This window comes from Pararhizobium sp. LjRoot235 (genome assembly GCF_964254145.1).
GTDB lineage: Bacteria > Pseudomonadota > Alphaproteobacteria > Rhizobiales > Rhizobiaceae > Pararhizobium.
Genome location: NZ_CAXUSP020000001.1, coordinates 1310369 through 1333904, shown reverse-complemented (window position 1 = coordinate 1333904; position 23536 = coordinate 1310369). Strand labels below are relative to the sequence as shown.

Annotated in this window: 23 protein-coding genes; 2 read left to right on the top strand and 21 right to left on the bottom strand. The window is 61.9% G+C overall.

The genetic code is table 11. The features are described from left to right. Positions 1 to 174: 174 nt before the first annotated feature. The 10 genes from ACSQ2Z_RS06325 to speB all read right to left on the bottom strand — a co-directional run bounded on the left by ACSQ2Z_RS06325 (position 175) and on the right by speB (position 9524). Complete coding sequence (locus ACSQ2Z_RS06325; RefSeq protein ID WP_436080405.1) at positions 175 to 1128, bottom strand: ring-cleaving dioxygenase; 954 nt, start codon at positions 1126 to 1128, stop codon at positions 175 to 177. A gap of 134 nt (positions 1129 to 1262) precedes the next feature. After that, positions 1263 to 2045, bottom strand: coding sequence for a carbon-nitrogen hydrolase family protein (locus ACSQ2Z_RS06320; RefSeq protein ID WP_436080404.1), 783 nt, complete (start codon positions 2043 to 2045; stop codon positions 1263 to 1265). Beyond that, positions 2042 to 2842: an ABC transporter permease gene (locus ACSQ2Z_RS06315; RefSeq protein ID WP_436080403.1), complete on the bottom strand. Its 801-nt coding sequence runs from the start codon at positions 2840 to 2842 to the stop codon at positions 2042 to 2044. Before ACSQ2Z_RS06315 ends, ACSQ2Z_RS06320 begins: the two co-directional genes overlap by 4 nt. Then, complete coding sequence (locus ACSQ2Z_RS06310; protein WP_436080402.1) at positions 2839 to 3693, bottom strand: ABC transporter permease; 855 nt, start codon at positions 3691 to 3693, stop codon at positions 2839 to 2841. Before ACSQ2Z_RS06310 ends, ACSQ2Z_RS06315 begins: the two co-directional genes overlap by 4 nt. Then, positions 3690 to 4727, bottom strand: a complete 1038-nt coding sequence (locus ACSQ2Z_RS06305) for an ABC transporter ATP-binding protein (protein WP_436080401.1) — start codon at positions 4725 to 4727, stop codon at positions 3690 to 3692. Before ACSQ2Z_RS06305 ends, ACSQ2Z_RS06310 begins: the two co-directional genes overlap by 4 nt. Positions 4728 to 4955: 228 nt before the next feature. Next, on the bottom strand, positions 4956 to 6044 hold the full coding sequence (locus ACSQ2Z_RS06300; RefSeq protein WP_436080400.1) for an ABC transporter substrate-binding protein: 1089 nt from the start codon (positions 6042 to 6044) through the stop codon (positions 4956 to 4958). 94 nt (positions 6045 to 6138) lie between these two features. Further along, positions 6139 to 6786 (bottom strand): amino acid ABC transporter permease, encoded by a 648-nt coding sequence (locus tag ACSQ2Z_RS06295; protein WP_436080399.1) that lies wholly within the window; start codon positions 6784 to 6786, stop codon positions 6139 to 6141. Then, on the bottom strand, positions 6783 to 7451 hold the full coding sequence (locus tag ACSQ2Z_RS06290) for an amino acid ABC transporter permease (protein WP_436080398.1): 669 nt from the start codon (positions 7449 to 7451) through the stop codon (positions 6783 to 6785). The genes ACSQ2Z_RS06295 and ACSQ2Z_RS06290 overlap by 4 nt, the downstream gene beginning before the upstream one ends. 5 nt (positions 7452 to 7456) lie before the next feature. Beyond that, complete coding sequence (locus ACSQ2Z_RS06285) at positions 7457 to 8263, bottom strand: transporter substrate-binding domain-containing protein (RefSeq protein ID WP_436080397.1); 807 nt, start codon at positions 8261 to 8263, stop codon at positions 7457 to 7459. A gap of 199 nt (positions 8264 to 8462) precedes the next feature. Next, the gene (gene speB / locus ACSQ2Z_RS06280) at positions 8463 to 9524 is read right to left on the bottom strand and encodes an agmatinase (protein ID WP_436080396.1); all 1062 of its coding nucleotides are present in this window, start codon (positions 9522 to 9524) and stop codon (positions 8463 to 8465) included. A gap of 252 nt (positions 9525 to 9776) precedes the next feature. Between speB and ACSQ2Z_RS06275 the strand changes: the two genes are divergently transcribed. Both ACSQ2Z_RS06275 and ACSQ2Z_RS06270 read left to right on the top strand, forming a co-directional pair. Further along, entirely contained in the window at positions 9777 to 10823 is a 1047-nt protein-coding gene (locus ACSQ2Z_RS06275; RefSeq protein WP_436080395.1) for a LysR substrate-binding domain-containing protein, read from the top strand. A 19-nt stretch (positions 10824 to 10842) separates the two neighbouring features. Further along, a complete protein-coding gene (locus ACSQ2Z_RS06270) occupies positions 10843 to 12021 on the top strand; it encodes an aminotransferase (protein WP_436080394.1) in 1179 nt (392 codons plus the stop codon). Here the strand turns inward: ACSQ2Z_RS06270 and ACSQ2Z_RS06265 are convergent, their stop codons facing one another. The 11 genes from ACSQ2Z_RS06265 to ACSQ2Z_RS06215 all read right to left on the bottom strand — a co-directional run bounded on the left by ACSQ2Z_RS06265 (position 12022) and on the right by ACSQ2Z_RS06215 (position 23532). Continuing rightward, complete coding sequence (locus tag ACSQ2Z_RS06265) at positions 12022 to 12921, bottom strand: DMT family transporter (RefSeq protein ID WP_436080393.1); 900 nt, start codon at positions 12919 to 12921, stop codon at positions 12022 to 12024. Between the two features lie 164 nt (positions 12922 to 13085). Further along, on the bottom strand, positions 13086 to 14519 hold the full coding sequence (locus tag ACSQ2Z_RS06260) for an aldehyde dehydrogenase family protein (protein ID WP_436080392.1): 1434 nt from the start codon (positions 14517 to 14519) through the stop codon (positions 13086 to 13088). A gap of 119 nt (positions 14520 to 14638) precedes the next feature. Beyond that, on the bottom strand, positions 14639 to 14764 hold the full coding sequence (locus tag ACSQ2Z_RS06255) for a hypothetical protein (RefSeq protein ID WP_436083001.1): 126 nt from the start codon (positions 14762 to 14764) through the stop codon (positions 14639 to 14641). A gap of 321 nt (positions 14765 to 15085) precedes the next feature. Beyond that, positions 15086 to 15211, bottom strand: coding sequence for a hypothetical protein (locus ACSQ2Z_RS06250; protein WP_436080391.1), 126 nt, complete (start codon positions 15209 to 15211; stop codon positions 15086 to 15088). Positions 15212 to 15408: 197 nt separating this feature from the next. Next, positions 15409 to 16326 carry a transglutaminase-like domain-containing protein gene (locus tag ACSQ2Z_RS06245; RefSeq protein WP_436080390.1) on the bottom strand — a complete coding sequence of 306 codons (918 nt, stop codon included), beginning with the start codon at positions 16324 to 16326 and terminating at the stop codon, positions 15409 to 15411. A 334-nt stretch (positions 16327 to 16660) separates the two neighbouring features. Next, the gene (locus ACSQ2Z_RS06240; RefSeq protein WP_436080389.1) at positions 16661 to 17929 is read right to left on the bottom strand and encodes a glycerate kinase type-2 family protein; all 1269 of its coding nucleotides are present in this window, start codon (positions 17927 to 17929) and stop codon (positions 16661 to 16663) included. 6 nt (positions 17930 to 17935) lie between these two features. Further along, positions 17936 to 18250: a Dabb family protein gene (locus ACSQ2Z_RS06235; RefSeq protein WP_436080388.1), complete on the bottom strand. Its 315-nt coding sequence runs from the start codon at positions 18248 to 18250 to the stop codon at positions 17936 to 17938. A gap of 9 nt (positions 18251 to 18259) precedes the next feature. Further along, positions 18260 to 19915: a GMC family oxidoreductase gene (locus ACSQ2Z_RS06230; RefSeq protein WP_436080387.1), complete on the bottom strand. Its 1656-nt coding sequence runs from the start codon at positions 19913 to 19915 to the stop codon at positions 18260 to 18262. A gap of 223 nt (positions 19916 to 20138) precedes the next feature. Beyond that, positions 20139 to 20906, bottom strand: coding sequence for a 3-ketoacyl-ACP reductase (locus ACSQ2Z_RS06225; RefSeq protein ID WP_436080386.1), 768 nt, complete (start codon positions 20904 to 20906; stop codon positions 20139 to 20141). Then, the gene (locus tag ACSQ2Z_RS06220; protein ID WP_436080385.1) at positions 20903 to 22411 is read right to left on the bottom strand and encodes a GMC oxidoreductase; all 1509 of its coding nucleotides are present in this window, start codon (positions 22409 to 22411) and stop codon (positions 20903 to 20905) included. The genes ACSQ2Z_RS06225 and ACSQ2Z_RS06220 overlap by 4 nt, the downstream gene beginning before the upstream one ends. A gap of 8 nt (positions 22412 to 22419) precedes the next feature. Further along, the gene (locus ACSQ2Z_RS06215) at positions 22420 to 23532 is read right to left on the bottom strand and encodes an ABC transporter ATP-binding protein (RefSeq protein WP_436080384.1); all 1113 of its coding nucleotides are present in this window, start codon (positions 23530 to 23532) and stop codon (positions 22420 to 22422) included. Between the last annotated feature and the right edge of the window lie 4 nt (positions 23533 to 23536).

Below are 23536 nucleotides of genomic sequence, written 5' to 3'. Positions count from 1 at the left end.
CCCGACGTCCGTCGGGTCAAAAGACTTTCAGCCCAAAGACTTGGGCTGGCTGGCTTCCTGTGACGAGCACAGGAATGACGAAGGTTTTGGCTGCTGCTTATTTTCCCAACGACGATAAGAAATGGCTTTGTCAGCAGTCGCAGCCGGAAGATGGCGCTCCCGGCTTTTCCGTTGCTACACCAGAGGCTTCAACCGAGCTTCAATCTCCGAACGCTTGTGCTCCAGGAACGGCGGCAGAGACAGATCTTCGCCGAGCGTCTCCATCGGTTCGTCGACCGCAAAGCCGGGGCCGTCGGTTGCGATCTCGAACAGGATACCGTTCGGCTCGCGGAAATAGAGCGAGCGAAAATAGTAGCGCTCGACCTCGCCGCTCGACGGCAGGCGGAAACTCTGTAGCCGTTCGGTCCATTCATGCAGCGCAGCCTGGTCCGGCGCTCGGAAGGCGACATGATGGACGGCGCCCGCCCCCTGCCGGGACGCCGGCAATCCCGGCTGGCCCGCAACGTGCAGCTCCGCCGCCGGACCACCCTTGCCCATCGAGAACACATGAACCTCGCCAATGCCGTCCGGTGACGGATACTGGCGGACCTTAGTCATGCTCATCACCTCTTCCAGAACCCGTTCCGTGCTGGTGATGTCCGGTACGCTCATGGTAATGGGGCCGAGACCCTTGATCTGATGCTCAGCCGGAACCGGGCTTTTGTCCCACGGATGGGACGGCGAAAGCCCGCCGTCGTCGATCAGCCGGAAGCGCTGGCCTTCGCCATCCTCGAAATCGAGGGATGCGCGGCCGTCGATCTCGGTCACCGCGTCGGATTTGACCTTGAGCTCGTCGAAACGCGCCTTCCACCAGAAAAGGCTGTCGCGGCTGCCGACACGCAGGCCGGTGCGCGAAATGCTGTGTGTGCCGCGGCCCTCAGGCTCGAGCGGCCAGTCGAAGAAAGTCAGGTCGGTCCCCGGCGTCGCCTGTCCGTCGGCGTAGAAGAGATGATAGGCGGTGGTATCGTCCTGGTTGACCGTCTTCTTGACCAACCGCATGCCAAGCGTCTGCGTGTAGAAGCGCAGGTTCTCCGGCGCATTGGCGGTGATCGCCGTCAGATGGTGAATGCCCGTCAATTGCAAGCTCATGGCTGCCTCCATTCGTGAATATGATGCGAATATCGGCCGCTTGAGCAATTTAATAAAGGGGGGCGGCAGGAACAGACAGTTCATCATTCCTGAATGACAACCGCGACCGCCGTAAGCATGGCATGCGCGGGCGATCAGGGACTGCGCTGCAGATCGGCCAGGTAGGTATTTTCGCCTTTCGAAACATCGAAATCGACGGGATTGACCGCCACGATCATCAGCGTCTCGCCGTGGGATGCAGCACCCGCAAGCAGGCTGCCATCGGGTGCGGCGATGCGCGAGGAGCCTGCGAAGGTGAAGCGCTCGTCCGCTCCGCAATGATTGATGTAGGCGACGAAAACCTGGTTCTCGAAGGCGCGCGTCTGGATCATGTGATCGGTAATGAAGGTGCCGGAATAACCGGCCGGCAGCGCGGTCGGGACCAGCACGGCATCCGCGCCCGCCATGGCCAGCCGCCGGACATTTTCCGGAAACTCCACGTCATAGCAGATCAGCATGCCGCATTTGATGCCGCGATGCGTAAATAGAACCGTGCTCGGCGCGGGGGCGGCAAACAGCGCGCGCTCGTAGTCGCCGTAGAGATTGGATTTGCGGTAGACGACGGGTTCTGCGGCACCGTCGACATAAACGGCGCTGTTGAAGACCGCGGAGCCCGCCTTTTCGGCAAATCCGGCGATCACCGCCACCCCCGTCTCCAGTGAAATCGCCTGTAGTCGCCGCACCAAAGGCCCATCCGCGGGCTCTGCCAGATCGCGGATGAAGTCGCCAGCGCCATACCCCGTCAGCCCAAGCTCCGGCGTGATCAGCAGGCTTGCGCCCTTGCCGGCCGCATCCCGCGCCGCCTCACCGATGCGCGCCAGATTGGCGGCGACATCGCCGCTTTCCGATCTCATCTGCAGGGCGGCGAGCGTGATCATTTGCCATCCGATGACATGGCGCCGAGCAGTTTTGGCAGATCGCCGAACCGTGCGACAAGGGAGAAGATGACGGCCGCCGTCACCACGAACAGGATCGTGACGGATGCCATGGTCGGCGTGTAACCGTAGCGCAAGGCGTTGAAGATCTTGATCGGCAGCGTTTCCATTGTGAAGCCGACGGTCATATAGGCGACGATATATTCGTTCAGCGACAAGACGAAGGCGAAGGCATAACCCGAGACGATATAGGGCAGGATCAGCGGCAGGACGACGGTGCGGAAAACCTTGCGATCGTCGGCGCCCATTGTCGCGGCAGCTTCCACCAGGGACCGGTCGATCGCGGTAAAGCCGAGCGACAGCGTCACCAGCGGCAGCGTCACGAAGAAAATCGCGTGACTGATGACCGCCGTCCACGGCTGGCCATAGAAGCCGGTCGTCGCCCAGAAGGTCAAAAGCCCGAGCGCGGTGATGACCGGCGGCAGCGTAAACGGCGCGACGCCGAGAAGCTGGAAGATATTCGCCCAGGGCGCGATCCGCCGCCATAGGAACCAGGCAAGCGGCAGCGCGACCGCCACCGCGAGAGCCGCCGAGAGGATCGCCAGCGTCAGCGAGGCAAGCAGTGCGTTGCGCCATTCCGGATTGAGGAAAATTTCGCCATACCAGGAGAGCGAAAAGCCTTTCGGCGGGAAAGCCAACGTCTGCTTCGCATTCACCGCCACGCCGGCGACAACGATGATTGGCAATGCGAGAAACAGGCCGATCAGGAAGAAATAGATTTTGCTGAGCGCACCGGTCATGCTGCCTCTCCCTTGCGTCCGGCAATCACGGTCAGAGCCACGAGACCGAGCGTCACCAGCACCAGGAACACCGCCATGGCCGCCGCGAACGGCATGTTGGACTGGTAGATCGCCTGATCGGTGATCAGCACCGACAGGGTCCAGTGCTGCGGACGGCCAAGAATCTGCGGCAAGAGATAGGAGCCGAGCGCGAAGATGAAGACCATGATCAGCGTCGCGGTGATGGTGTTGCGGAGCGCCGGTACGACGACGGTGAAGAAGGCCTTGACCGGCGAAGCGCCAAGCGTGCGGGCCGCTTCCGTCAGCGTCGGGTCGAGCCGCACCAATGCCGGGTAAAGCACCAGCACCGTATAGGGGAAGGCCTGATAGACCATGCCGGTCAGGACCGCGCCGAAACTCGGGAGTAATGCCTTCGCCTCGCTCATGAGCCCCGCCATGACCAGGAGATTGGTGATCCCGGCGGTACGGGAAAACAGCGTCGACCAGGCAAAGCCGATGATGACTTCCGACAGTGACAGGACCGACAACAGCGCCACCAGCCAGACGATCTGAACGCGTTTCGCCATCCGCGTCAGAAGATAGGTGAAGGGGACGGCGAGCACGACGCAGCTGAGGGCAACGGCGATCGCCAGCATCAGCGAGAAGCCGAGCACGTTGGCGAAGAACAGGCTGAGGAAGCGCTGGTAGTTCGCCAGTTCGAAGGCCGGCACGTAGAAGCCACCCTGCTGGCGCTGGAAGAACGAGACGGCGATCATTGTCGCAAAGGGCACGACGAAGAAGACGATGAGCATCATCGCCGGGAAGAACAGCGGCCCGTAATCGGCCAGGCGTTGCGGCGCTTCGCGTCTCATTTGGCAAGCACCACGCAAACGTCGGGCAAGAGCACCACGCCGACCGGCTGGCCGACCGAAACCTCGGGCCGCGCCCGCGGCGTCGAGACGGCGATGATCTGACGACCGGCAACGTCGACGAAGGTCTCGATCGTGCCGCCGAGATCGCGCACGAAGGTCACCGTGCCGGACAGCGCGCCATCGCCGGGTGCCGTCAGATGCACGTCTTCCGGCCGGATCGACAGCGTCGCCTTCCTGGCATGCGCGCCAAGCGAAATGCCAGCGACCGGTTGGCCAAGCACGCTGACACGGCCGGTGCTGTCGGCTTCGGCCTCGAGCAGATTGGTCGATCCGATGAAATCGGCAACGAAGGTATCGGCCGGGCGGCGGTAGATTTCGATCGGCGACGCGGCCTGACGGATCTCTCCACCGTTCATGACCACGACCGTATCGGCCATGGTCATGGCTTCGCGCTGGTCGTGTGTCACGACGATGGTCGTGATGCCGAGCCGCTGCTGCAACTGGCGCAGTTCCACCTGCATCGCCTCGCGCAGCTTGGCGTCGAGCGCCGAAAGCGGCTCGTCGAGTAGAAACAGCTTTGGTGAAATCGCCAGGGCCCGGGCAATCGCGACGCGCTGGCGCTGGCCGCCAGAGAGCTTGGAAACCGGCCGGTCGGCATAACCGGAGAGATGGATCATCGACAGGAGTTCGTCGACCCGCTTTTTCTGGTCTTCCTTCGGCGCGCTGCGGATACGCAAGGGATAGGCGATGTTCTCGCCGACCGTCAGATGCGGAAACAGTGCCAGCGACTGGAACACCATGCCGAGATTGCGCTTGTGGGTCGGGACCCGGGTGATGTCCTCCCCATCGAGCCGGATCGCGCCGCCGGTCGGCAGGTCGAGCCCGGCGATCATCCGGAGCAGCGTGGTCTTGCCGCAACCGGACGGTCCGAGCATGCAGACGAAGGTGCCGTGCGGCACCGTCAGCTCGACATTGTTGACCGCGGTGAAAGTCCCGAATTCCTTCGTGACGTTGTTGAGGGCGAGGCCTGACATTGTTTTCCTCTTTAAACCGCGCGTCGCGGCATCGACAAATGCTACTCTTCCCGCGGCACCCCCCTCTGTCCTGACGGGCATCTCCCCCTCAAGGGGGAGATCACAAGCGGCTACTGCATCTTCCGCAATCAAACTTTGCGAAAGGGAAAAGAACGATCTCCCCCCTTGAGGGGGAGATGTCACGAAGTGACAGAGGGGGGTATCCCGCCGCTCCGTGAGATACACCAATCAACCAACGATCAGTTCGGTCCACTTCTGGTTCAGCCAATCCGACTTCGTCTGGTAGAGGTCGTAGCGCGGAATGATCGGCTCGATGTCTGACGACACGGCGGCAAACTCTTCTGCCGTGAGGTCGGTGAGTTCACGCTTGACGGTCGGCGAGGTCCCGACCTTGCGCGACAACGTGGCCTGGATCGACGCCTGGCTCATATAGTCGATGAAGAGATGGGCTTCCTCGACCTTCTGCGAGGCGCGTGACAGCGCCCAGCAACCGGAGTCCTGAATGCCGCCTTCCTTCGGGAAGGTCGAGCGGACGGGGTTGCCGTCGGCAGCGGCAAGGCCGGTGACGTCGTGATAATACTGCCCCATCGGGATTTCGCCCGACTTCAGCGCCTGTTCGAACTGCGCCTCGTCGCGATACCACAGCCGAACGTTCGGCTTGACCTCGGCGAGCTTGGTGAAGGCCTTTTCAATCCCTTCCTCCGTGTCGAGCGCATTGGTGCCGCCGAAATAAGTCTTGGCGGTCACTTCGAGCAGGAAGGAGTTGGAGACGAGCGCCAAAAGGCCGAGCTTGTCAACATTCGCCGGATCCCAGAATGCAGCCCAGGAAGTCGGTGCTTCCTTGTAGACGTCGGTGTTCGTCACCAGGGTGATGTACCAGGAGACGGCGCCGATGCCGGCGACGCGACCATCCGGATACTTGTTGACGAAGCGATCGATCAGGTTGGACGCATTCTTGATCTTGGCGACATCAAGCGGCGCCCAGAGGTCGGTGGACTGGCCCTTCAGCATCGAAACCTGCGACATCATCGAGACGTCCGCCGGCGCCTGGCCGGCCTTGGCGGCCTGTTCAAGCTGGACAAGCCAGGCTTCGCCGGTCGGTTCGGCAACGGCTTCGATCGCGATGCCGGTTGCCTTGGTGAATTCCGGGAAGATGTTCTTGTCGAACGAATCCTTGAAATAGCCACCGTAGACGCCGACTTTCAGCGACTTGTCCTGTGCGCGCAGGATCGATGGCATGGCGAGCAGGGACACACCGGCAAGACCGGCGCCGAGCACAGCGCGGCGGCCGATCGGGTGTTTCAGAAATTCAGTCATCATCGTTCTCCTGTTTTTGCCGGTGCCGCTTTGTTCGGCTTCCCGGTCTGTTCCCAATTTTTGATCCGGCATGCAAGTCTGGATTGCATTCCAGTCAGTGTTTCAAGGCCCGAAGCTCCAGCACCTTTGCGTATCGGGTCAACGGAAAACACAAGGCGAAATAGATCAAGGCGACAAACCCGTAGACCGTGAACGGTTCGAAGGTTGCATTGTTGATCGCATTCGAGGTTCTGACCAGTTCCTCAAAGCCGATAATCGACGTCAGGGCCGTACTTTTGATCAGTTGCACCAGGAAACCGACGGTCGGAGCCCGAGTGATTGCAAAGGCCTGCGGCAGGATGATCAGCCGCAATTGCTTGAGATAATGCAGCCCCAGGCTGCTGCCGGCATCCCACTGTCCAAGCGGCACTGCCTGGACGCCGCCGCGCCAGATTTCCGCCAGAAACGCGCTGGCGCAGAGAGTAAGCCCGAGCACGGCAGCCGTCCAGGGTTCGATGCGAAACCCAAGCAGGGGCAGGCCGAAGAACAACAGGAAAAGCTGCATCAGAAGCGGCGTGCCCTGGAACAGACCGATGTAATATTCGGCGAACTCCCGCATCCAGCGCCGCTTGGATATCCTCAGGAACAGGATGAGCAGGCCGACAATCGTGCCGCCCGCGAAAGCGACTGCCGACAAAAGCACCGTCCACCGGGCTGCCAGCAAGAGGTTGCGGACGATGTCCCAAAGCGTGAACTCGATCACGACACGCCTCCGGCCAACATGCGGTTGCCTCCGGCGATCAGCAAACGGCGCAAGCCGATGCTCATCGCGAGGTAGACGAGGGTGATGATGAAATAAGTCTCGAATGCGCGGAAGGTGCGCGCCTGCAGCATGTCGGCCTCATAGGTCAGTTCGCGCACGGCAATCTGCGAAACGACGGCGGATTCCAGCATCATGATGACAATCTGGCTCGTCAGCGCCGGATAGATGACCTTCAGCGCCTGCGGCAGCACGATCTTGATGAAGACAAGGCGTGGCCGCAAGCCCAGTGCAAGTGCTGCTTCCCTCTGCCCCTTCGGCACGGCATCGAGGCCGGCGCCGACGATCTCTGTCGTATAGGCCGTCATGTTCAAGGTCATCGCCAGGATGGCGGCGACGACGGGATCGAGCCGCATGCCGAGGCTGGGCAGCCCGAAGAAGATGAAGAAGAGCTGCACCAGAAACGGCGTGTTGCGGATGAGCTCGACATAACCGGCAATCGCCCGGCGCAGGACGGCATGACGGCTGCGCCGGGCCGCCGCGCCCAAAATGCTGAGCACGATGCCGGCGACTGCCGACACCGCGATCAGGAAGATCGTCATGGCTGCGCCGCTCGCGATCAGCGAGACCGCGTCATTCAGCCAGCCGAAATCGAGCGCGTAACCCAAAGAATTCAATCCTTAAGGTTTTCAGGGTTGAGCGGGGTCTTCAGCCACGCTTGCGAGCTTTCATTGAGCTTGCCGTCGGCGAGCATCTTGGCGACCGCGTCGTTGACCGCCTGCTTCAGGCGATCCTCGCCCTTGTTGAGCGCCAGATGCGACGGCGAGGTCAGGAGCTGGAACTTCTGCTCCGGCTTCAAGGCTTCCTGGCGGGCCAGAACCTGGGCACCGACGTCGTTGCCGACAACCATCAGTTCGGTCTGGCCGGAGATGAACGCCTGGATCACCGAATTGTAGTTGTCGAAGCGCTTGATGTCGGCATCCTTGGGCGCTGCTTCCGTCAGCGACGTGTCTTCGAGCGTGCCGCGATTGACGGCGATGCTCTTGCCGGCGAGGTCTTCCTTGCCCTTGACCTCGAGAGCGGCGGGACCGATCACGGCGATGTAGTAAGGCGCGTAGGCCGCAGCGAAATCGATGACTTCGGCGCGCTCCTTGCTGTAACCGACGCTGACCAGCACATCGACGCGCTTCTCGGTCAGGTACGGGATGCGGTTCTGGCCGGTCACCGGCACCGGAACGAGCTTGACCTTCAGACTGTCTGCGATGTACTGCGCGACGTCGATATCATAGCCCTTGAGGCTCATATCGGCGCTGGCCGAGGAGAAGGGCGGAAAATCGGCGAAGACGCCGACATTCAGGACGCCCGCCTTGGTGATGTCGTCGATGGCGTCGGCATTGGCAACGGGTGCGAAACCGAGAACGGCGGCGCTGAGCATCAGGGCAGCGGCGACGGATGATTTCAGGTTCGAGAGTCTGGTCATTTTCATTCCCCTTTGTAATTTCTGTTTATGGCAGGCACGAAAAACCGGGTTTGGCTTTTGCCCCTCACCCTGGCCCTCTCCCCGTGAACGGGGAGAGGAACGATCGAATTTGCCGCTTATCCCTTCTCCCCGCCTGCGGGGAGAAGGTGGCCGCCCTTCTTCTGAAACAAGGATGGCCGGATGAGGGGCCGCCAGTCGTTCAATCCCGCTTGCCGTTGACGAAGGGGCTGAACACCATGAGGCTGAGGATTTCGAACAGGACCTGGGCGCCGACATGCGCCGTGTTGGTCGTCGCATCATATTGCGGCGCGACCTCCACGACGTCGCCGCCGACGAGATTGATGCCTTTCAGGCCGCGGATCAGTTCCAGCACTTCGCGGGTCGTAAGACCGCCCACTTCCGGCGTGCCGGTGCCCGGAGCAAAGCTCGGATCGACGCTGTCGATATCGAAGGAGAGATAGGTCGGGCCATCGCCGACGATCTGTTTCGCCTTCTCGATGATCGCCGGCATGCCCATGCCGGTCACCTCCTCGGCATGAATCACGGTCATGCCGGACTCGTAGGAAAACTCCCAGAGATATTCCGCCGAACCGCGAATGCCGATCTGGACCGTGCGCGTCGGATCGAGCACGCCGTCGAGAACCGCGTTGCGGAACGGTCCGCCATGGTGAAATTTCGTCTGATCGAAAGCGCCGCCGGTATCACAATGCGCGTCGATATGGATCATGCCGACCGGGCGTTTCTTGCCGACGGCCTTCAGGATCGGATGGCTCATCGAATGGTCGCCGCCGACCGACAGCGGCACAACGCCGGCATCGACGATCTGGTTGATGCGCTTCTCGATATCGTCATGGCTGAGTTCCAGCCGGTAGCGGCTCTGGAACGGGACGTCGCCGATATCGGCGACGCGCAGATCGAATACCGGTGCGCAATCGAGCACATGGTTATAGGGACCGATCCGCTCGATGGCGCGCATGGCGCGCGGCCCGAAACGGGAGCCCGGACGGTTGGTGACGCCGAGATCCATCGGCACGCCCACGATGGCGACCTGGAGATTGCCAAAATCGGGCTCATTGGCATCGACCGGCATATAGGGCGCGGTCAGGAAAGTCGGGACGCCCGCATAAGGCGCAAGACGCGTGCCGCTTTTGGAAAAAATCTTGTCCGCCACCTTGCGGAATGCCGGATCGAACAACTCGCCGCCATGGCTTTCGCCATACTTCGCTTTCAGCTCGCTCAGCTTCTTCTCATCCCACGCCATGTCCGTCACCTCATATGGGACCTGAAGGAGACGTGCGGGATCGACGATCGGAAGGCCTTCAACCGGCTCAGATATTCGCCAAAAACGGTTCGCGCACCGACATCGGGCCGGAGCGCTTGCGTGCATGTTCCCCAGGCTTTTGCCCTTGTTGCCGACATTAGGAAACAAATTGACTGGAAAATCAATTGACATTGTTATAGCGTTTGGTGTGAGAAAAACTCACATCATTTTCTGCCTTTCGGAGCCGCTTCCTTGTCCAGCCGCCTACCGCCGCTAAACCCGCTGCGCGCCTTCGAGGCGACAGCCCGGCGCGGCTCTGTTTCGGCGGCGGCGCGCGAGCTCAACGTCACACATGGCGCGATCAGCCATCAGATAAGAGCGCTGGAACTCTCCTTCAACGCGGCGCTTTTCGAACGTGGCGGCAAGCGGCTGAAGCTGACCTCCCAGGGCGCACTGCTGCTGCCCGCCGTCACCGAGGCATTCGAAGGCATTGCAGCCGCCACCGCGGCCATGACGCGACCGACAACCAGTGGCCAATTGCGCATTACCTGCGTGCCGGCGCTCCTGTCATTCTGGATGATCCCGCGCCTGCATCAGTTCACCGAGCAATTTCCCGATGTGCGGCTGACGCTGGTTGCCTCGAACGACACAGCCAACCTGTTTTCCCGCGATGTCGATATCTGCCTGCTCTACGGTGACGGCAACTGGCCGGATTGCTGGGCGCGTCTGTGGAGCCGGCTGGAACTGTTTCCGGTCGTCAGCCCGACGTTACTCAACATGCGGCCGCTGCGCTCGGTACGCGACCTGCGCGACCATGTCATCCTGCATGGCGACGACGGCCGTGAATGGAATACCTGGCTTGCCGCCGCCGACGGCATCGATATCCATCGCGGGCGCCAGCATTTCATGAGCGATGCCCGTCTTTCGACGGAAGCGGCGCTGCACCATCAGGGCGTGGCGCTCGGCGACACGATCACCGCCGGCAGCCTGATCGCCAAGGGCGAACTGATCGCGCCTTTTGATCTCACAGTACCCGCCAACGACGCCTTCTATGTTGCCTGCCGCAACGAGGTCCGCGCCGCCCCCATCGTCAAGGTCTTCATCGACTGGCTGTTCTCGGCGCTCGAAAGCGATCCGATGCCGGAATTGCAGACCTCGGCGCGCACCATCCTCCGCGCCCGCGCTGCCAAGGTCAGCGCGTCCGAACGCCTGCCATCCAAGGATGGCTTCAAGCCCGTCTCCTCTCCGACCCGCGCCCGCCGGCCCGAACCGACGCCAAAGCGCCGGGTCAAGTCTTGAAAAACACAGGATCATCCGAATGCCGCGTTTCAATCCGCTGATCGCCAGACTGTCGCCGCCGCCGGTGCCTTCCGTTCTCGCCTGGGCGAAGGCCTATGATGGCTCACGCGGACCGCTCATCGATCTCAGCCAGGCTGTTCCCGGCTATCCACCGCATCCCGATATGCTGAAATGGCTCGGCGAGGCCGCCGCCGCCCCCGCGTTCACCGGCTACGGCATGATCGAAGGCGAACATGTTCTGCGGACCGCTTATGCGGCGCATGTTTCGGAGCTCTACAACGCCTCGATCAATGCGAAGAACATTCACGTCACCTCCGGCTGCAACCAGGCTTTCATCTCGACCGTGATTGCGATCGCCGGCGCAGGCGATACGGTGCTGATGACCAACCCCTTCTATTTCAACCAGGAAACGACGCTTGCCATGCTCGGCATCGGTATCGAGCTGGTGCCCTGCGATGCGAGCGATGGGTTCCTGCCTGATGTCGACGCCATCGCCTCATCGCTGAAACCGGGCGTCCGGGCGTTGGCGCTCGTCACGCCGAACAATCCGACCGGATCCGTCTATCCGCCTGCCCTGCTGCGGCGGATCTATGACCTTTGCCGCGCCAACAGAACCTGGCTGATCCTCGACGAAACCTATCGCGACTTTCTGGCCGAAGGCAGCGGCGCGCCGCATGACCTGCTGACGGTCGAGGGGTGGCAGGACGGCGTGATCTGCCTCTACAGTTTCTCCAAATCCTTCTGCATCCCCGGTCACCGCCTCGGCGCGATCACGGCAGGCCTCGCGGTCATAAAACAGGTCGCAAAGGTCATGGACAATCTACAGATTTGCGCGCCGCGGTCTGCGCAAGCAGCTGTAGCCAAGGCGCTTCCGGCGCTGGACGACTGGCGGGCCGACAACCGCGCGGAAATCGCCAGACGCGCAGAGGCGCTGAAACAGGTGATGAGCAAGCTGAAGGGCTGGAAGCTGCAGGCGATCGGCGCCTATTTCGCCTATATCCGCCACCCCTATCCCGATATCAGCTCCGAATTCGTTGCTGAGAAGCTGGCGAAGATAGCCGGTGTCGTCTGCCTGCCCGGCGACTATTTCGGCGAAGGCCAGGAAGGGTACCTGCGCTTCGCCTTCGCCAACGCGGACCTGCCGACGATCCTGAAACTGGAAGAACGGCTGTCGACGTTCCACCTGCCAGGGATCTGATCAGCCCCTGCGGGCGACCATGATGCCGGCAAGCACGACGGTGCCTCCGAGCGCCTGCATCAGACCAATAGGCTCGCTGAGCAGAAGCCAGGCAAGGATCGCCGCCACGACGGGCTGTAGCAATAGCGTCAGCGACGAAAAGGCCGGTGCCAGGAAGGCGAGCGCATAGATGATCAGCGCTTGCCCGCCGGCATGGCTGATAAGGGCAAGGCCGATCAGCATGGCCCAGCCAAACAGCGCCACGGGCAGGAAGCTGTCTTCGAAAAGGAGCACCAGCGGCAACATGCACACCGCCGCCGAAGCCGTGCTCCAGATCATGATCCGGTTGGTGGAAAAGCGGCTGCGCAGGCGGCCGATCGAGAGGATATAGCCGGCATAGAAAACGGCGGCGACGATTGCGGTCGCGTCACCGGCCAGATGCCCGTCGCCGAGCGCCGCCGGACCGCCTTTCAGGATCACGACGCCAGCCAGCGTCGTCGCCAGGCCGGCAAGAAAGACGCCGCTGACACGGGCGCGAAACAACGCCCACGAGCCGAGCGTGACGAAGATCGGCGCCATATTGGCAAGCAGCGTCGCATTGGCGACCGAGGTCATATGCAGGGACAGGTGCCAGGCGGCGAGATCGGCTGCAAGGAAGATGCCGGGCAGGATCAGCAGACCGTGGTCGGCCAGCCCGGCGGGACGGGAATCCGTAACCGTCTTTTCCGTTGCCTTGGCCCAGATCAGAAGAGGAAATAGTGCCAGCGCCACGCGCCAGAACGCCGTCGCCATCGGCCCCACTTCCGAAAGGCGCACAAAGATCGGCGACCCGCCAATCGCGGCGCCGCCAATCAGCAGCGCGGCGAGCGCAAGGCGGTTTGCGGATGAAGGCGAGGATGAACGAAGGGCGGTGTCTGTCACGGGATGCTGTCCAATACGATCCGACACGGTAAAGCCGTGCGATAACGCATCGCAGCTACCAGAAGCGCGCTGGCGGAAACAGCGACTTCTCCTGATGGGAGCATGAAAATCGGTGAAGCAAGCTCTCCGCTGATCGCGGAGAGCTTTTTGTCAGTATACGGGCTTCACGCTGCGTCCGGCCGGTGCACCGTCTTCACCTCGAGGAAGTCCTCGAGCCCAAACCTGCCGCCTTCGCGGCCATTGCCCGACTGCTTGTAGCCGCCGAAGGGGCTGCCGTAGCGATGCGGGCCGCCATTGATGTGGACCATGCCGGCGCGAAGCCGCGAGGCGACACGCTCGGCACGCTTGGGATCGCCGGTCTGGACATAGGCCGCGAGACCGTAGTTGGTGTCGTTGGCGATCTCGATCGCTTCCTCTTCCGTGTCGAACGGCATGATGGCGAGCACCGGGCCGAACACTTCTTCGCGGGCAATCCGCATCGTGTTGTTGACATCGGCAAAGATCGTCGGCTTGACGAAGTAACCGGTCTTGAAGCCTTGCGGCTTGCCGGCGCCGCCGACCAGAAGCCGGGCGCCTTCGGAAATGCCCGCCTCGATCAGCGCCTGCACCCTAGAGAACTGGATATCGCTGACCAATGGCCCGATGTGGCTGCCCTCTTCCGCCGGGTTACCGACCTTGACCTGCCTGCCGACCCGCGTAGCGATCTCGACGACCTTGTCATAGACCGATTTCTGCACCAGCAGCCGCGTCGGCGCGTCGCAGGACTGGCCGGAATTGTTGAAGCATTCGAGCACGCTCGCGGTAACGCGATCCTCCAGGTCGGCATCTTCAAAGACGATGTTTGGCGACTTTCCGCCGAGCTCCAAGGTGACCCGCTTGACTGTATCGGCAGCATCCTTGCTGACGGCGATGCCGGCGCGGGTCGAGCCGGTGAAAGACATCATGGCGACGTCCTTGTGCCGGGAAAGGGCCGCACCGGCATTCAGTCCATCACCGTTGACGAGGTTGAACGTACCGGCCGGGAAGCCGGCCTCGTGGACCATCTCGGCATAAAGCAGCGCATTAAGCGGCGTAAATTCGCTCGGCTTCAGGACACAGGTCGAGCCCGTCGCCATTGCAGGCACGACCTTGAGCGCGATCTGGTTGATCGGCCAGTTCCACGGCGTAATCAGCCCGCAGACACCGATCGGCTCGCGCAGCAGCACGTCGCCGTTCGGCAGGACTTCGCGCGTATGCAGCCGCTTCAGGGCATCGATGAAGCCCTGAAGATGGCCAACGCCGACATCGGCCTGCTGCTCGCGGCTCATCGTCACTGGCGCACCGAGTTCCATGGTGATGGTCTCAACCATCTCGTCATAGCGACGCTTGTAGATCGCCAAAAGTCTTTCGAGCAGCGCCAACCGCTCCTTGACGCTGGTGCGGCTATAGGTGACGAAGGCCTTCTTGGCGGCGGCAACGGCGCGGTCGATATCGGCGGCCGTTCCCATGGAAATCATCGCGACCGGCTTTTCAGTTGCCGGGTTCAGCACTTCGAGATCATTCGGCGTAGTCGGGTCAACCCATTCGCCGTTGATGTAGAACTTGCGTTTGTCGAGCATGCCTCTCTCCCGTCAGATCGTTTTCTGTTCTTCATGCAGCCAATCGGTGATCAATTGGCGATAACGTGCGCCGCTGAAGCTTAGAAAATGACCGCCGTGCACGACACGCACGGGGATTTTCAACAGCCGCTCCATGGACGCCAGGTAGTCACCGGCATTGAGTGGCCGGTGTCCTCGACCAGCGGAACATCATGGAGGATGTCGCCGGAGAACAGAATTTCGGTTGCCTTTTCATAGAGCGCAATGCCGGCCGGGGAATGGCCGGGTGTATGGAGTTGCCCAGATCGATGTTATCACCATCGTCGAGAATGCGCGTCGCTGGCGCCTTTTTTACGGCGTAGTATTTCGAACAATAGGGTTTCGGCGGCAGGGCGTCAAAAATCGCGCCGGTGACAGAATCAGCAAACGTCGAAACGCGGGCCGAATTCGGCGGAAAAGCCGCTGCCAGTCAAGAGCGGGAGACGATCGTTTTGCCGGCTGGGCCGCTCTGTTTCGCGCCCTGAAACAAACGAAGCCCCTGACACGTCAGAGGCCTCCCAATGTTGAAACTCGCCTTCTTGAAGGGGTCAGATTGCCCCGAAGACGAGTGCGGAAACGAAAAGGAAGGCCGCAGCCAGTGCAACCGCCTGCGCGACCATCTTCCAGGAAAACTGTGTTCCGGTGTGGCCAAAGGCGGCTGGGCGATTCTGCATAACTGGTCTCGAACCTTGCATCCTGTCCTCCACTTGAGTTGTTGCAGATCTTTCTGCTGACCGTAGCGTCGAGCGTCGCCCTCGTTTCTCCGATATTTTCCATCGAGTTTATAGATATTATTTTCTTAGTTTTGCCCCTCGGGGGAAAAAACCGTCCGAGGGCGCGACCGGCCATCGCAATAAACGCGGCAAGCGCCTTAATGTTCCCGGCCGTGTTCCCTTTCCCGGACGTGCCTCGACCATTGCTCGCTGAACCAGGGGCTGAGCAGCGAAACCTCCGGCTGACTGTGCGGCTTTGTCATCGCACCCGTTTCTTCCATATAGGTCCAGACCTTGAAGGTCGTCAGCTCATGTTTGCCGAAGGTTTGGATCAGCGGAATGTCGGCGGCGTCACGGCCGCGCGCAACGGCAATGCGGCCGATGCGCGGAATATTGTGGCGCGCATCAAACGTGTACCACCGGTCCTGAAGATAGACCTCGGACCAGGCATTGAAATCCATCGGCGCCGGGTCACCGACCACGCCGATGTCACCCATATAGCCATTGACGTAGCGGGCAGGCATGTTCATGCAGCGGCAGAGGGTAACGGCGAGATGGGCGTAATCCCGGCAGACCCCCGCCCGCTCCTCATGCGCCTCCATCGCGGTCCGCAAGGCTGGCGCGTAGCCGTAACTGAAGATCAGCCTGTCATGAACATAGTCGCAGATCGCCTTCACACGAGACCAACCGGGCTCGACGTCGCCGAACAGGCGCCAGGCTAGCGCAGCAAAACGGTCGGTTTCGCAATAGCGGCTGGCCGAAAGATAGGGCAGGCAGACGGCGGGCAGTTGTTCGACCGGCACAGCCTTCGCGTCAAGATTGACACGATCGGGGCGGCCGCTATCGCTGACGACGGCGTCGTAGCTCAAATGCAGCCCGCCAGCTGGCACCACCATGCGCATGCAGACATTGCCATGCGGATCAATGACCTCTCCGATTTTCACTGCCGGATTGGAACTCGGGCCGCGCTCGCTGACGATGTCGGACCGCCTGCCGCGATCGACGGAAAGATAGGCCATCATCGGCGTCGGCTGATCGCAGCTGATGCCGATCTCGTATCCGAACCGTATGAACATGCCCTACCTCCCACCACCAAGCACGAACGGATTTCCCGCATCTTTGTTGCGGTTTCAGATCTGGAAATGAGAGGCCAACAGGCCGCCGATACAGGATGCGTATTGCACATCCGGCGCATGTCTTTAGCACTCGTCCCGGCGCCTTGTAGGATCGAGCTTTGCAGGAGAAGGCAACATCGCTGCCACTGTCAGCGCCCTCTAGTGAGTGGATGAGAGCGCCATTCGAGCGTCGCTGCGAGGCAACACACCTGGCAATACTAGGCTGATCGGCCATATCTGGCAACCTACCGACGGATGCCAAAGCCGCGGCGTAAGCCAAGGCTTCAGCCGGAAATCAGACGATCAGCAGTGCCCGGAAGTCGTTGACATTCGTTCCTGTCGGCCCCGGAACGAACAGATCGTCACTTGCGTCAAAGGCGCTCCAGGCATCGTGACGAGCCAGATGGCCGCGCGGATCGGTGCCCGCGGCGCGCATGCGGGCGACCGTGGCACCATCGGCAAAGGCGCCGGCATTGTCCTCGGAACCATCGATACCATCCGTATCGGCAGCCAGCGCATGAATGCCGTCTGCGCCGTCGATATCAAGAGCAAAGGAAAGCAGGAATTCGCTGTTGCGTCCGCCCTTGCCATAATTGTCGCCGGAGATCGTCACAGTCGTCTCACCGCCGGACAGGATGACGACAGGCTTCTGAAATGGCCGGTTGCGCAAGGCCGTTTCGCGCGCGATCGCCGCATGCATGCGGCCGACAACGGCCGCCTCGCCCTCGATGGCATCGGAAAGAATCACCGCCTCGATGCCCTGCTGCCGCGCCCTGGCAGCAGCCGCCTCCAGCGAAACGCTGGCAGAGGCAATGACATGACGCTCGTGATCGGCAAAGGCCAGATGATCCGGGGATGGTGCAGCCGCCTCGGACGATTTCAGATGCCGCATCACGGCCTCCGGCAGTTCCATCCGGTAGCGCTCGACGATGGCAAGAGCGTCCGCGGGTGTCGACAGATCCGGGATCGTCGGGCCGGACGCGACGAAAGCCGGATTGTCGCCGGGCACGTCCGACACGATCAGGCTGACGACCTTGGCGGGTGCTGCCGCAAAAGCCAACCGGCCACCCTTGATGCGCGAGACATGCTTGCGCACGACATTCATCGCCGAGATGGGCGCCCCGGAGGCGAGGAGAGCCCGGTTGACGGCAATCTCGTCGTTGAGGGTCAGCCCCGCAGGCGGCGCGGGCAGCAGCGAGGATCCGCCACCGGAAATCAGCGCCACGACGAGATCGTCCGGCGTCAGCCCTTCGACCAGCCGGAGCAATTCGGCGGAGCCTGCGAGCCCCGCTTCATCCGGCACGGGATGGGCCGATTGCAGGACGCGGATGCGCTCGCAGGCAGCGATCGGCCCGTGACGCGCGACGACAATGCCCTCGAGCGGCCCGTCCCACAGGCTCTCAAACGCCGCCGCCATCTGGCTTGCCGCCTTGCCGGCTCCGACGACGATGGTACGGCCCTTGGGCTTCTCGGGCAGATGGGCGCGGATCGCGGCGAGCGGATCGGCTGCTTTGACCGCCGCCTCGAACAGGCTGGTCAGAAAGGCGCGGGGTTCAGATATCATTTAAAATCAGCCCGCAATGTCGAAATCATAGACGAAGACACCATCGACGCCGCCTTCCGTCGCGGCAACGATCCGGCCAGCAGCCTTCTCGTGATCGGGATGACCAAGATAGACGCCGCGGGCGGCAGCATCCTCGAAGTCGATGATGAAGCCATTGGTGTAGCCCTTGCCAAGGCCCTCGGGGCTGACATTGGGGCCAATGTCGATGGCAAGATATCCGGGAACAAGGGGCTTCAGCGCCGCGATGTCGGAGAGGATCGATGCTCTTTCGGCATCCGGAACGCTGGCCTTGAAGCGGATGAAAACACAATGGCGGATCATGACAAGTTCCTATCGAATGTTGGCGCGTGCCCGCGGCCGCTGGTCGTTGCGTTCGTGGGAGAAGATCGCCGCCGGCAGCGGCTGCCGGTTGCGGATGATGTCCGCCCCCTTCTCGCCCATCATGATCGTGGGGCCGTTGGTATTGCAAGAGGGAACGCGCGGCATGACGGAACTGTCGCAGACGCGCAAGCCCTCGAGGCCATGGACCTTCAGCTCCAGATCGACAACGGCATCAGCACCGGTGCCCATCTTGCAGGTGCCGACCGGATGATGATCGGTCTTGGCATTGGCGCAGCCGTAGTCGAACAGTTCCTCGTCGGTCATGACTTTCGGCCCCGGCAGGCGCTCGGCCATGATGAACGGTTGCAGCGCCGCTTGGCTGAAGATTTCGCGGGCGATCTTCAAACCCTCCAGCGACATCTTGCGGTCATGCGGATCGTTCCAGTAGTTCGGATCGATCAACGGAGCCGCCGCCGGATCGGAAGACGACAGCCGCACGGTACCGCGCGAGCGCGGATGCAGATAGGCGGAGTTCAGCGTGACGCCGGCATTCTTCAACTTCTCCACCCCCGCTTCGATACCGGAGCCGAGACCGAGATGGAACTGGATATCCGGCGAACGGGCATCCGGATCGGCATACCAGAAGCCGCCGGTCTCAAAGAGCGAGGAGGCCACCGGGCCGGAGCGGAACAGCACATATTGCAGTCCCGCCCAGAGCGTGCGGTGCAGTTTGGCAACGCCGTCATAGGTATGATCGCCAGTGCATTCGGAAATGACGAAGAGATCGAGGTGATCCTGCAGGTTGGAGCCGACCCCCGGCAGGTCATGTTTCACCTCGATACCAACCGAGCGCAGATGATCGGCCGGGCCGATGCCGGACTGTTGCAGGAGTTTCGGTGACCCGATGGCGCCGGACGTGATGAGCACCTCACGCTCGGCCCGGATGACCTCGATACCGCGCGACGTGGCGATCTCGACGCCGACAGCGCGTTTGCCCTCCAGCACGATCCGGCTCACCCGCGTGCCAAGCCTGATGGTCAGGTTCTTGCGATCCTTGATCGGCGAGAGATAGGCGAGCGAGGCAGAGGAGCGGCGGCGATTGCGCTGGGTCAGCTGATAGAAGCCGACACCGGCCTGCTGCTTGCCATTGAAATCGTGATTATAGGGAATGCCGAGCTCCTGGCCGGCACGGATATAGGCATCGCAGATCGGCAGGCCGGAAACGGGCATGGAGACGCCGAGTGGCCCACCGTAAGAATGATAATCGTCTGCGAAACGCTGGTTGTCTTCAGCGCGTTTGAAATAGGGCAGCACGCTACGATAATCCCAGCCGGTGCAGCCGTCTTCGCTCGCCCACAGGTCATAATCCACCGCATTGCCGCGGGTATAGAGTTGCGCGTTGATCGAGGAGCCGCCGCCGATCACCTTGGCCTGCGTATAGCGCAGCACCCGCCCCTTCATGTGCTTTTGCGGCACGGTTTGCCAGCCCCAACTTGCCACGCCCTTGGTCATCTTGGCAAAACCGGCCGGCATGTGGAACAGCGGATTCCAATCGCTGCCGCCCGCTTCGAGCAATAGCACCTTGACATCGGCGTCCTCCGTCAGCCGGTTGGCAAGAACGCAACCCGCCGGGCCGCCTCCGGTGATGATGTAGTCGTAGGTCATCTCGTCGTCCTCAAATCGTTGCCGCTTTCTTGCGATCCAAAACGGGCCAGCCGCTTGCTCCCTCTTCTCCCCAGCGGGGAGAAGTGCTGAGCGCAGCGAGGCGATGAGGGGGTCTCGCCGCAAACTCGTGTTTGCTTGGCTCCCCCTCATCCGGCCCTTCGGGCCACCTTCTCCCCGCAGGGGAGAAGAGGGTTGCGGCTCGCCCCTGCCCTGCCCAATTTCGCTACAACCGTCCGATCGACAGCCCGCCATCGGCATTGATCACCGACCCCGTCGCAAAGCCGAAGCTGCCGCTTGCCAGCGCCGCGACGATATTGCCGATATCGTCAGGCTCACCCCAGCGCTTCATCGGCACCAGACCGCCATCGATCAGCGCATCGTATTTTCCCGAAACTCCGGCGGTCATGTCGGAGCGGATGATGCCCGGCCGCACTTCAAACACCGCGATACCGGTGTCCGCCAGCCGCAGAGCCAAGCCTTGCGAAAAGGCGGCGAGCCCCGCTTTCGTCATGCAGTAGTCCAACCGCTCCGGCGAACTCATCGTCGCCGAGACGGAGGTAATGTTGATCACCGAGCGTTTCGCACCGGAACCGGCCGCTAACATCGCCTTCACCACGGCTTGCGTGAAAAACACCGTGCCGCGTAGATTAGTAGCGACGATCGTGTCGAAATTCGCCGGCGCCAGATCGAGAAAATCGCCACGCACCACTGATGCCATGCCGGCATTGTTGACGAGGCAGGCGATGGAACCCAGTTGCACCTGAACGGCATCGACCGTCGCCTGATGGCGCGTGAGATCGGAAAGATCGGCCTGCAGGAAAATCGCCTTCGCGCCGAGCGCCGAAAGGTCGTCCAGAACAGAGCCGACCTGATCGGCTTCGCCGATGCCGGTGATGGCGATGTCGAAACCACCTTTCGCAAGCGCCTTGGCGATGCCAAGGCCGATGCCGCGGCGCCCGCCGGTGACGATGGCAACGGGACGTGTCGTCATGCCGCCAGATCCTTTGAAACGATATGATCCGCAACACGCAGCGCCTGCGCCGCCACCGTCAGGGCCGGATTGACCGCGGCGGATGTCGGCAAGAAACTCGCATCGACGACGAACAGGTTTGGGTGATCGAAGGCGCGGCAATAGACATCAAGTGGCGCAGACGCCGGATCGTTGCCGATCCGCACCGTGCCGCATTGATGCGACGGCGTGCGCTTGTCGAAGGGCCGGGACAACACGATCGGGAAGCCCGCCGCCTTCAGAGCCTGCTTCAGCTTCTTCACCAGCACCAGATGCGCCGGCCAGTTGGTGCGCACCCATTGCAGCACGATACGTTCGCCATCGACCATGATCCGGCTTTCCGGATGCGGGATATCCTCGCTCATGGCGTAGAAGTCGATGGCGTGGGCGGAGATCTGACCGAGCAGCCATTCCGGCACCGACGGCATGCTCGCCTTCAGGATCGGGCCGGAAATCCGCCCGAGAAGCTGCACGTTGCCAAGCGGCGGACCGCCCTCGCCGTCCGAGAGGTAGTAGTCGTTGAAGCCGAAGGTCTTCTGATAGATCGAATCGTTCCTGTAGAACGGCGAAACCGCGATCACCGCGCTCGAATTGTGGTTCATGAAGTTGCGGCCGACCTGATCCGAGCTGTTGGCGAGCCCCTTTGGATGAACAGCATTGGCCGAGCGCAGCAAGAGCGCCGCCGACTGCACCGCACCCGCCGACAGGATGACCAGCTTCGGCGAGACGGCATGTTCGACGCCATCCCTGATATAGCGCACGGTGTCGATCCGCTTGCCGTCCGGCGCCGTGTCCAGCCGCGTCACCCGCGAACCGGTCTGCAGCCGGACGTTCCGATGTTGCAATGCGACCGTCAGCGCCGCCGTCTCCGCATCCATCTTGCCGTCGAAACTGTTGGGATGTGCATCCCACGGCGTCTTCGCCTTGGCGAGCCATTTGTCGATATCGACGCCGAGCGGCAGCGAATAGGGATGCAGGCCATTGCGCTTGAGCTTTTCGCGCACTGAAGCGATTGGCGGTTCGTCCGGAACCGGCGCAAAGGCATAGTTCTGCGAATGCGGCGGCTCGGTCGGATCCTGGCCAAGTGTTCCGCGCACCTGATAGAGCTGTTCGGCCCGGCTGTACCAGGGCTCAAGCTCCTCGTAGGCGAACGGCCAGGCGGGCGAGACGCCTTCCAGATGCTGCATCTCCTCGAAGTCCTCGCGGCGGTAGCGCACCAGCACGGCACCGAAGAATTTCGAATTGCCGCCGACATTGTAGTAGTTGCCGGGGTTGAAGCCCGTCCCGTCGGTCTCGTACCAGAGCTCCTTTGGCCTAAAATGGCCGCGCTGGAAGATCGCCCGCTGGTCGCGGTTTTCCGGCCGGTCCTCGATATGGCCGCCGGCCTCCAGGATCAGGATGTCGGCGCCGGAACCCGCAAGGGCAGACGCGATCGTCGCCCCGCCGATGCCGGAGCCGATGATGACGATATCGGGCTGCTTCATCATGACCAGACTCAGCCGATGCGCTGCTGGCTTTGCGGATCGAAATACACCGCCTTGTCCAGGTTGAAGGCAAGCCTTGTGTGTTGTCCGGGGGCGATACGCGCGTCGGCGCGCAGGCGTGCCACCACTTCCTTGCCACCGAGCTTCGTCACGGCAAACGTATCGGAGCCGGCCGGTTCAACCACTTCGATGAGGCACTCACCTTCGACCAGCGAGCGGGCATTGCGATCAGCGCCATCCGGATCGGTCAGCGCCTCCGGCCGGATGCCGAAGACGATCTCTTTGCCGGCATAGGCGGAAAGGCCACTGGCCTTTGTCACCGGCAAATGCAGCGGCTCCGCATCCGGGCGCGCCAGGGACACCCGCAGGTCGTTACCGCCGCCTTCGACGGTCGCGCTCAAGAGGTTCATCGCCGGCGAGCCCATGAAATCGGCAACGAACAGGTTGGCCGGATTGTTGTAGATCTCCGCCGGGGTTCCGAACTGCTGCAGCACGCCGTCCTTCAGGACGGCGATTTTCGTTGCCAACGTCATCGCCTCGATCTGGTCGTGCGTGACGTAGACGATCGTCGTTTTCATGCGCTGGTGCAGGCGCTTGATCTCGGTGCGCATGTCGACGCGCAGCTTGGCATCGAGGTTGGACAGCGGTTCGTCGAACAGGAAGACCTGCGGATTGCGCACCAGAGCCCGGCCCATTGCGACGCGCTGGCGCTGGCCGCCGGAGAGTTGGCTCGGCTTGCGCTCCAAGAGATGGCCGATCTGCAGCATGTCGGCAACTTGATGGATGGCCTTTTCGCGCTCCTCCTTCGGCACGCCGCGGATTTCCATGCCAAACGCGATGTTTCCGGCCACCGTCATGTTCGGATAGAGCGCGTAGGACTGGAACACCATGGCGATGTCGCGCTTGGAAGGATGCAGACCCGCCACCGACCTGCCGTTGATCGAGATCTCGCCCGAGGTGATCGGCTCGAGCCCGGCAATCGTGTTGAGCAGCGTCGATTTTCCGCAACCGGAGGGGCCGACGAGCACCAGGAAACCGCCCTCCTCGATCTCGAGATTGATGTTCTTGAGAATTTCCAGCGAGCCGTAGGACTTGCGCAGATCGGTGATTTTCAGAAACGACATGGTC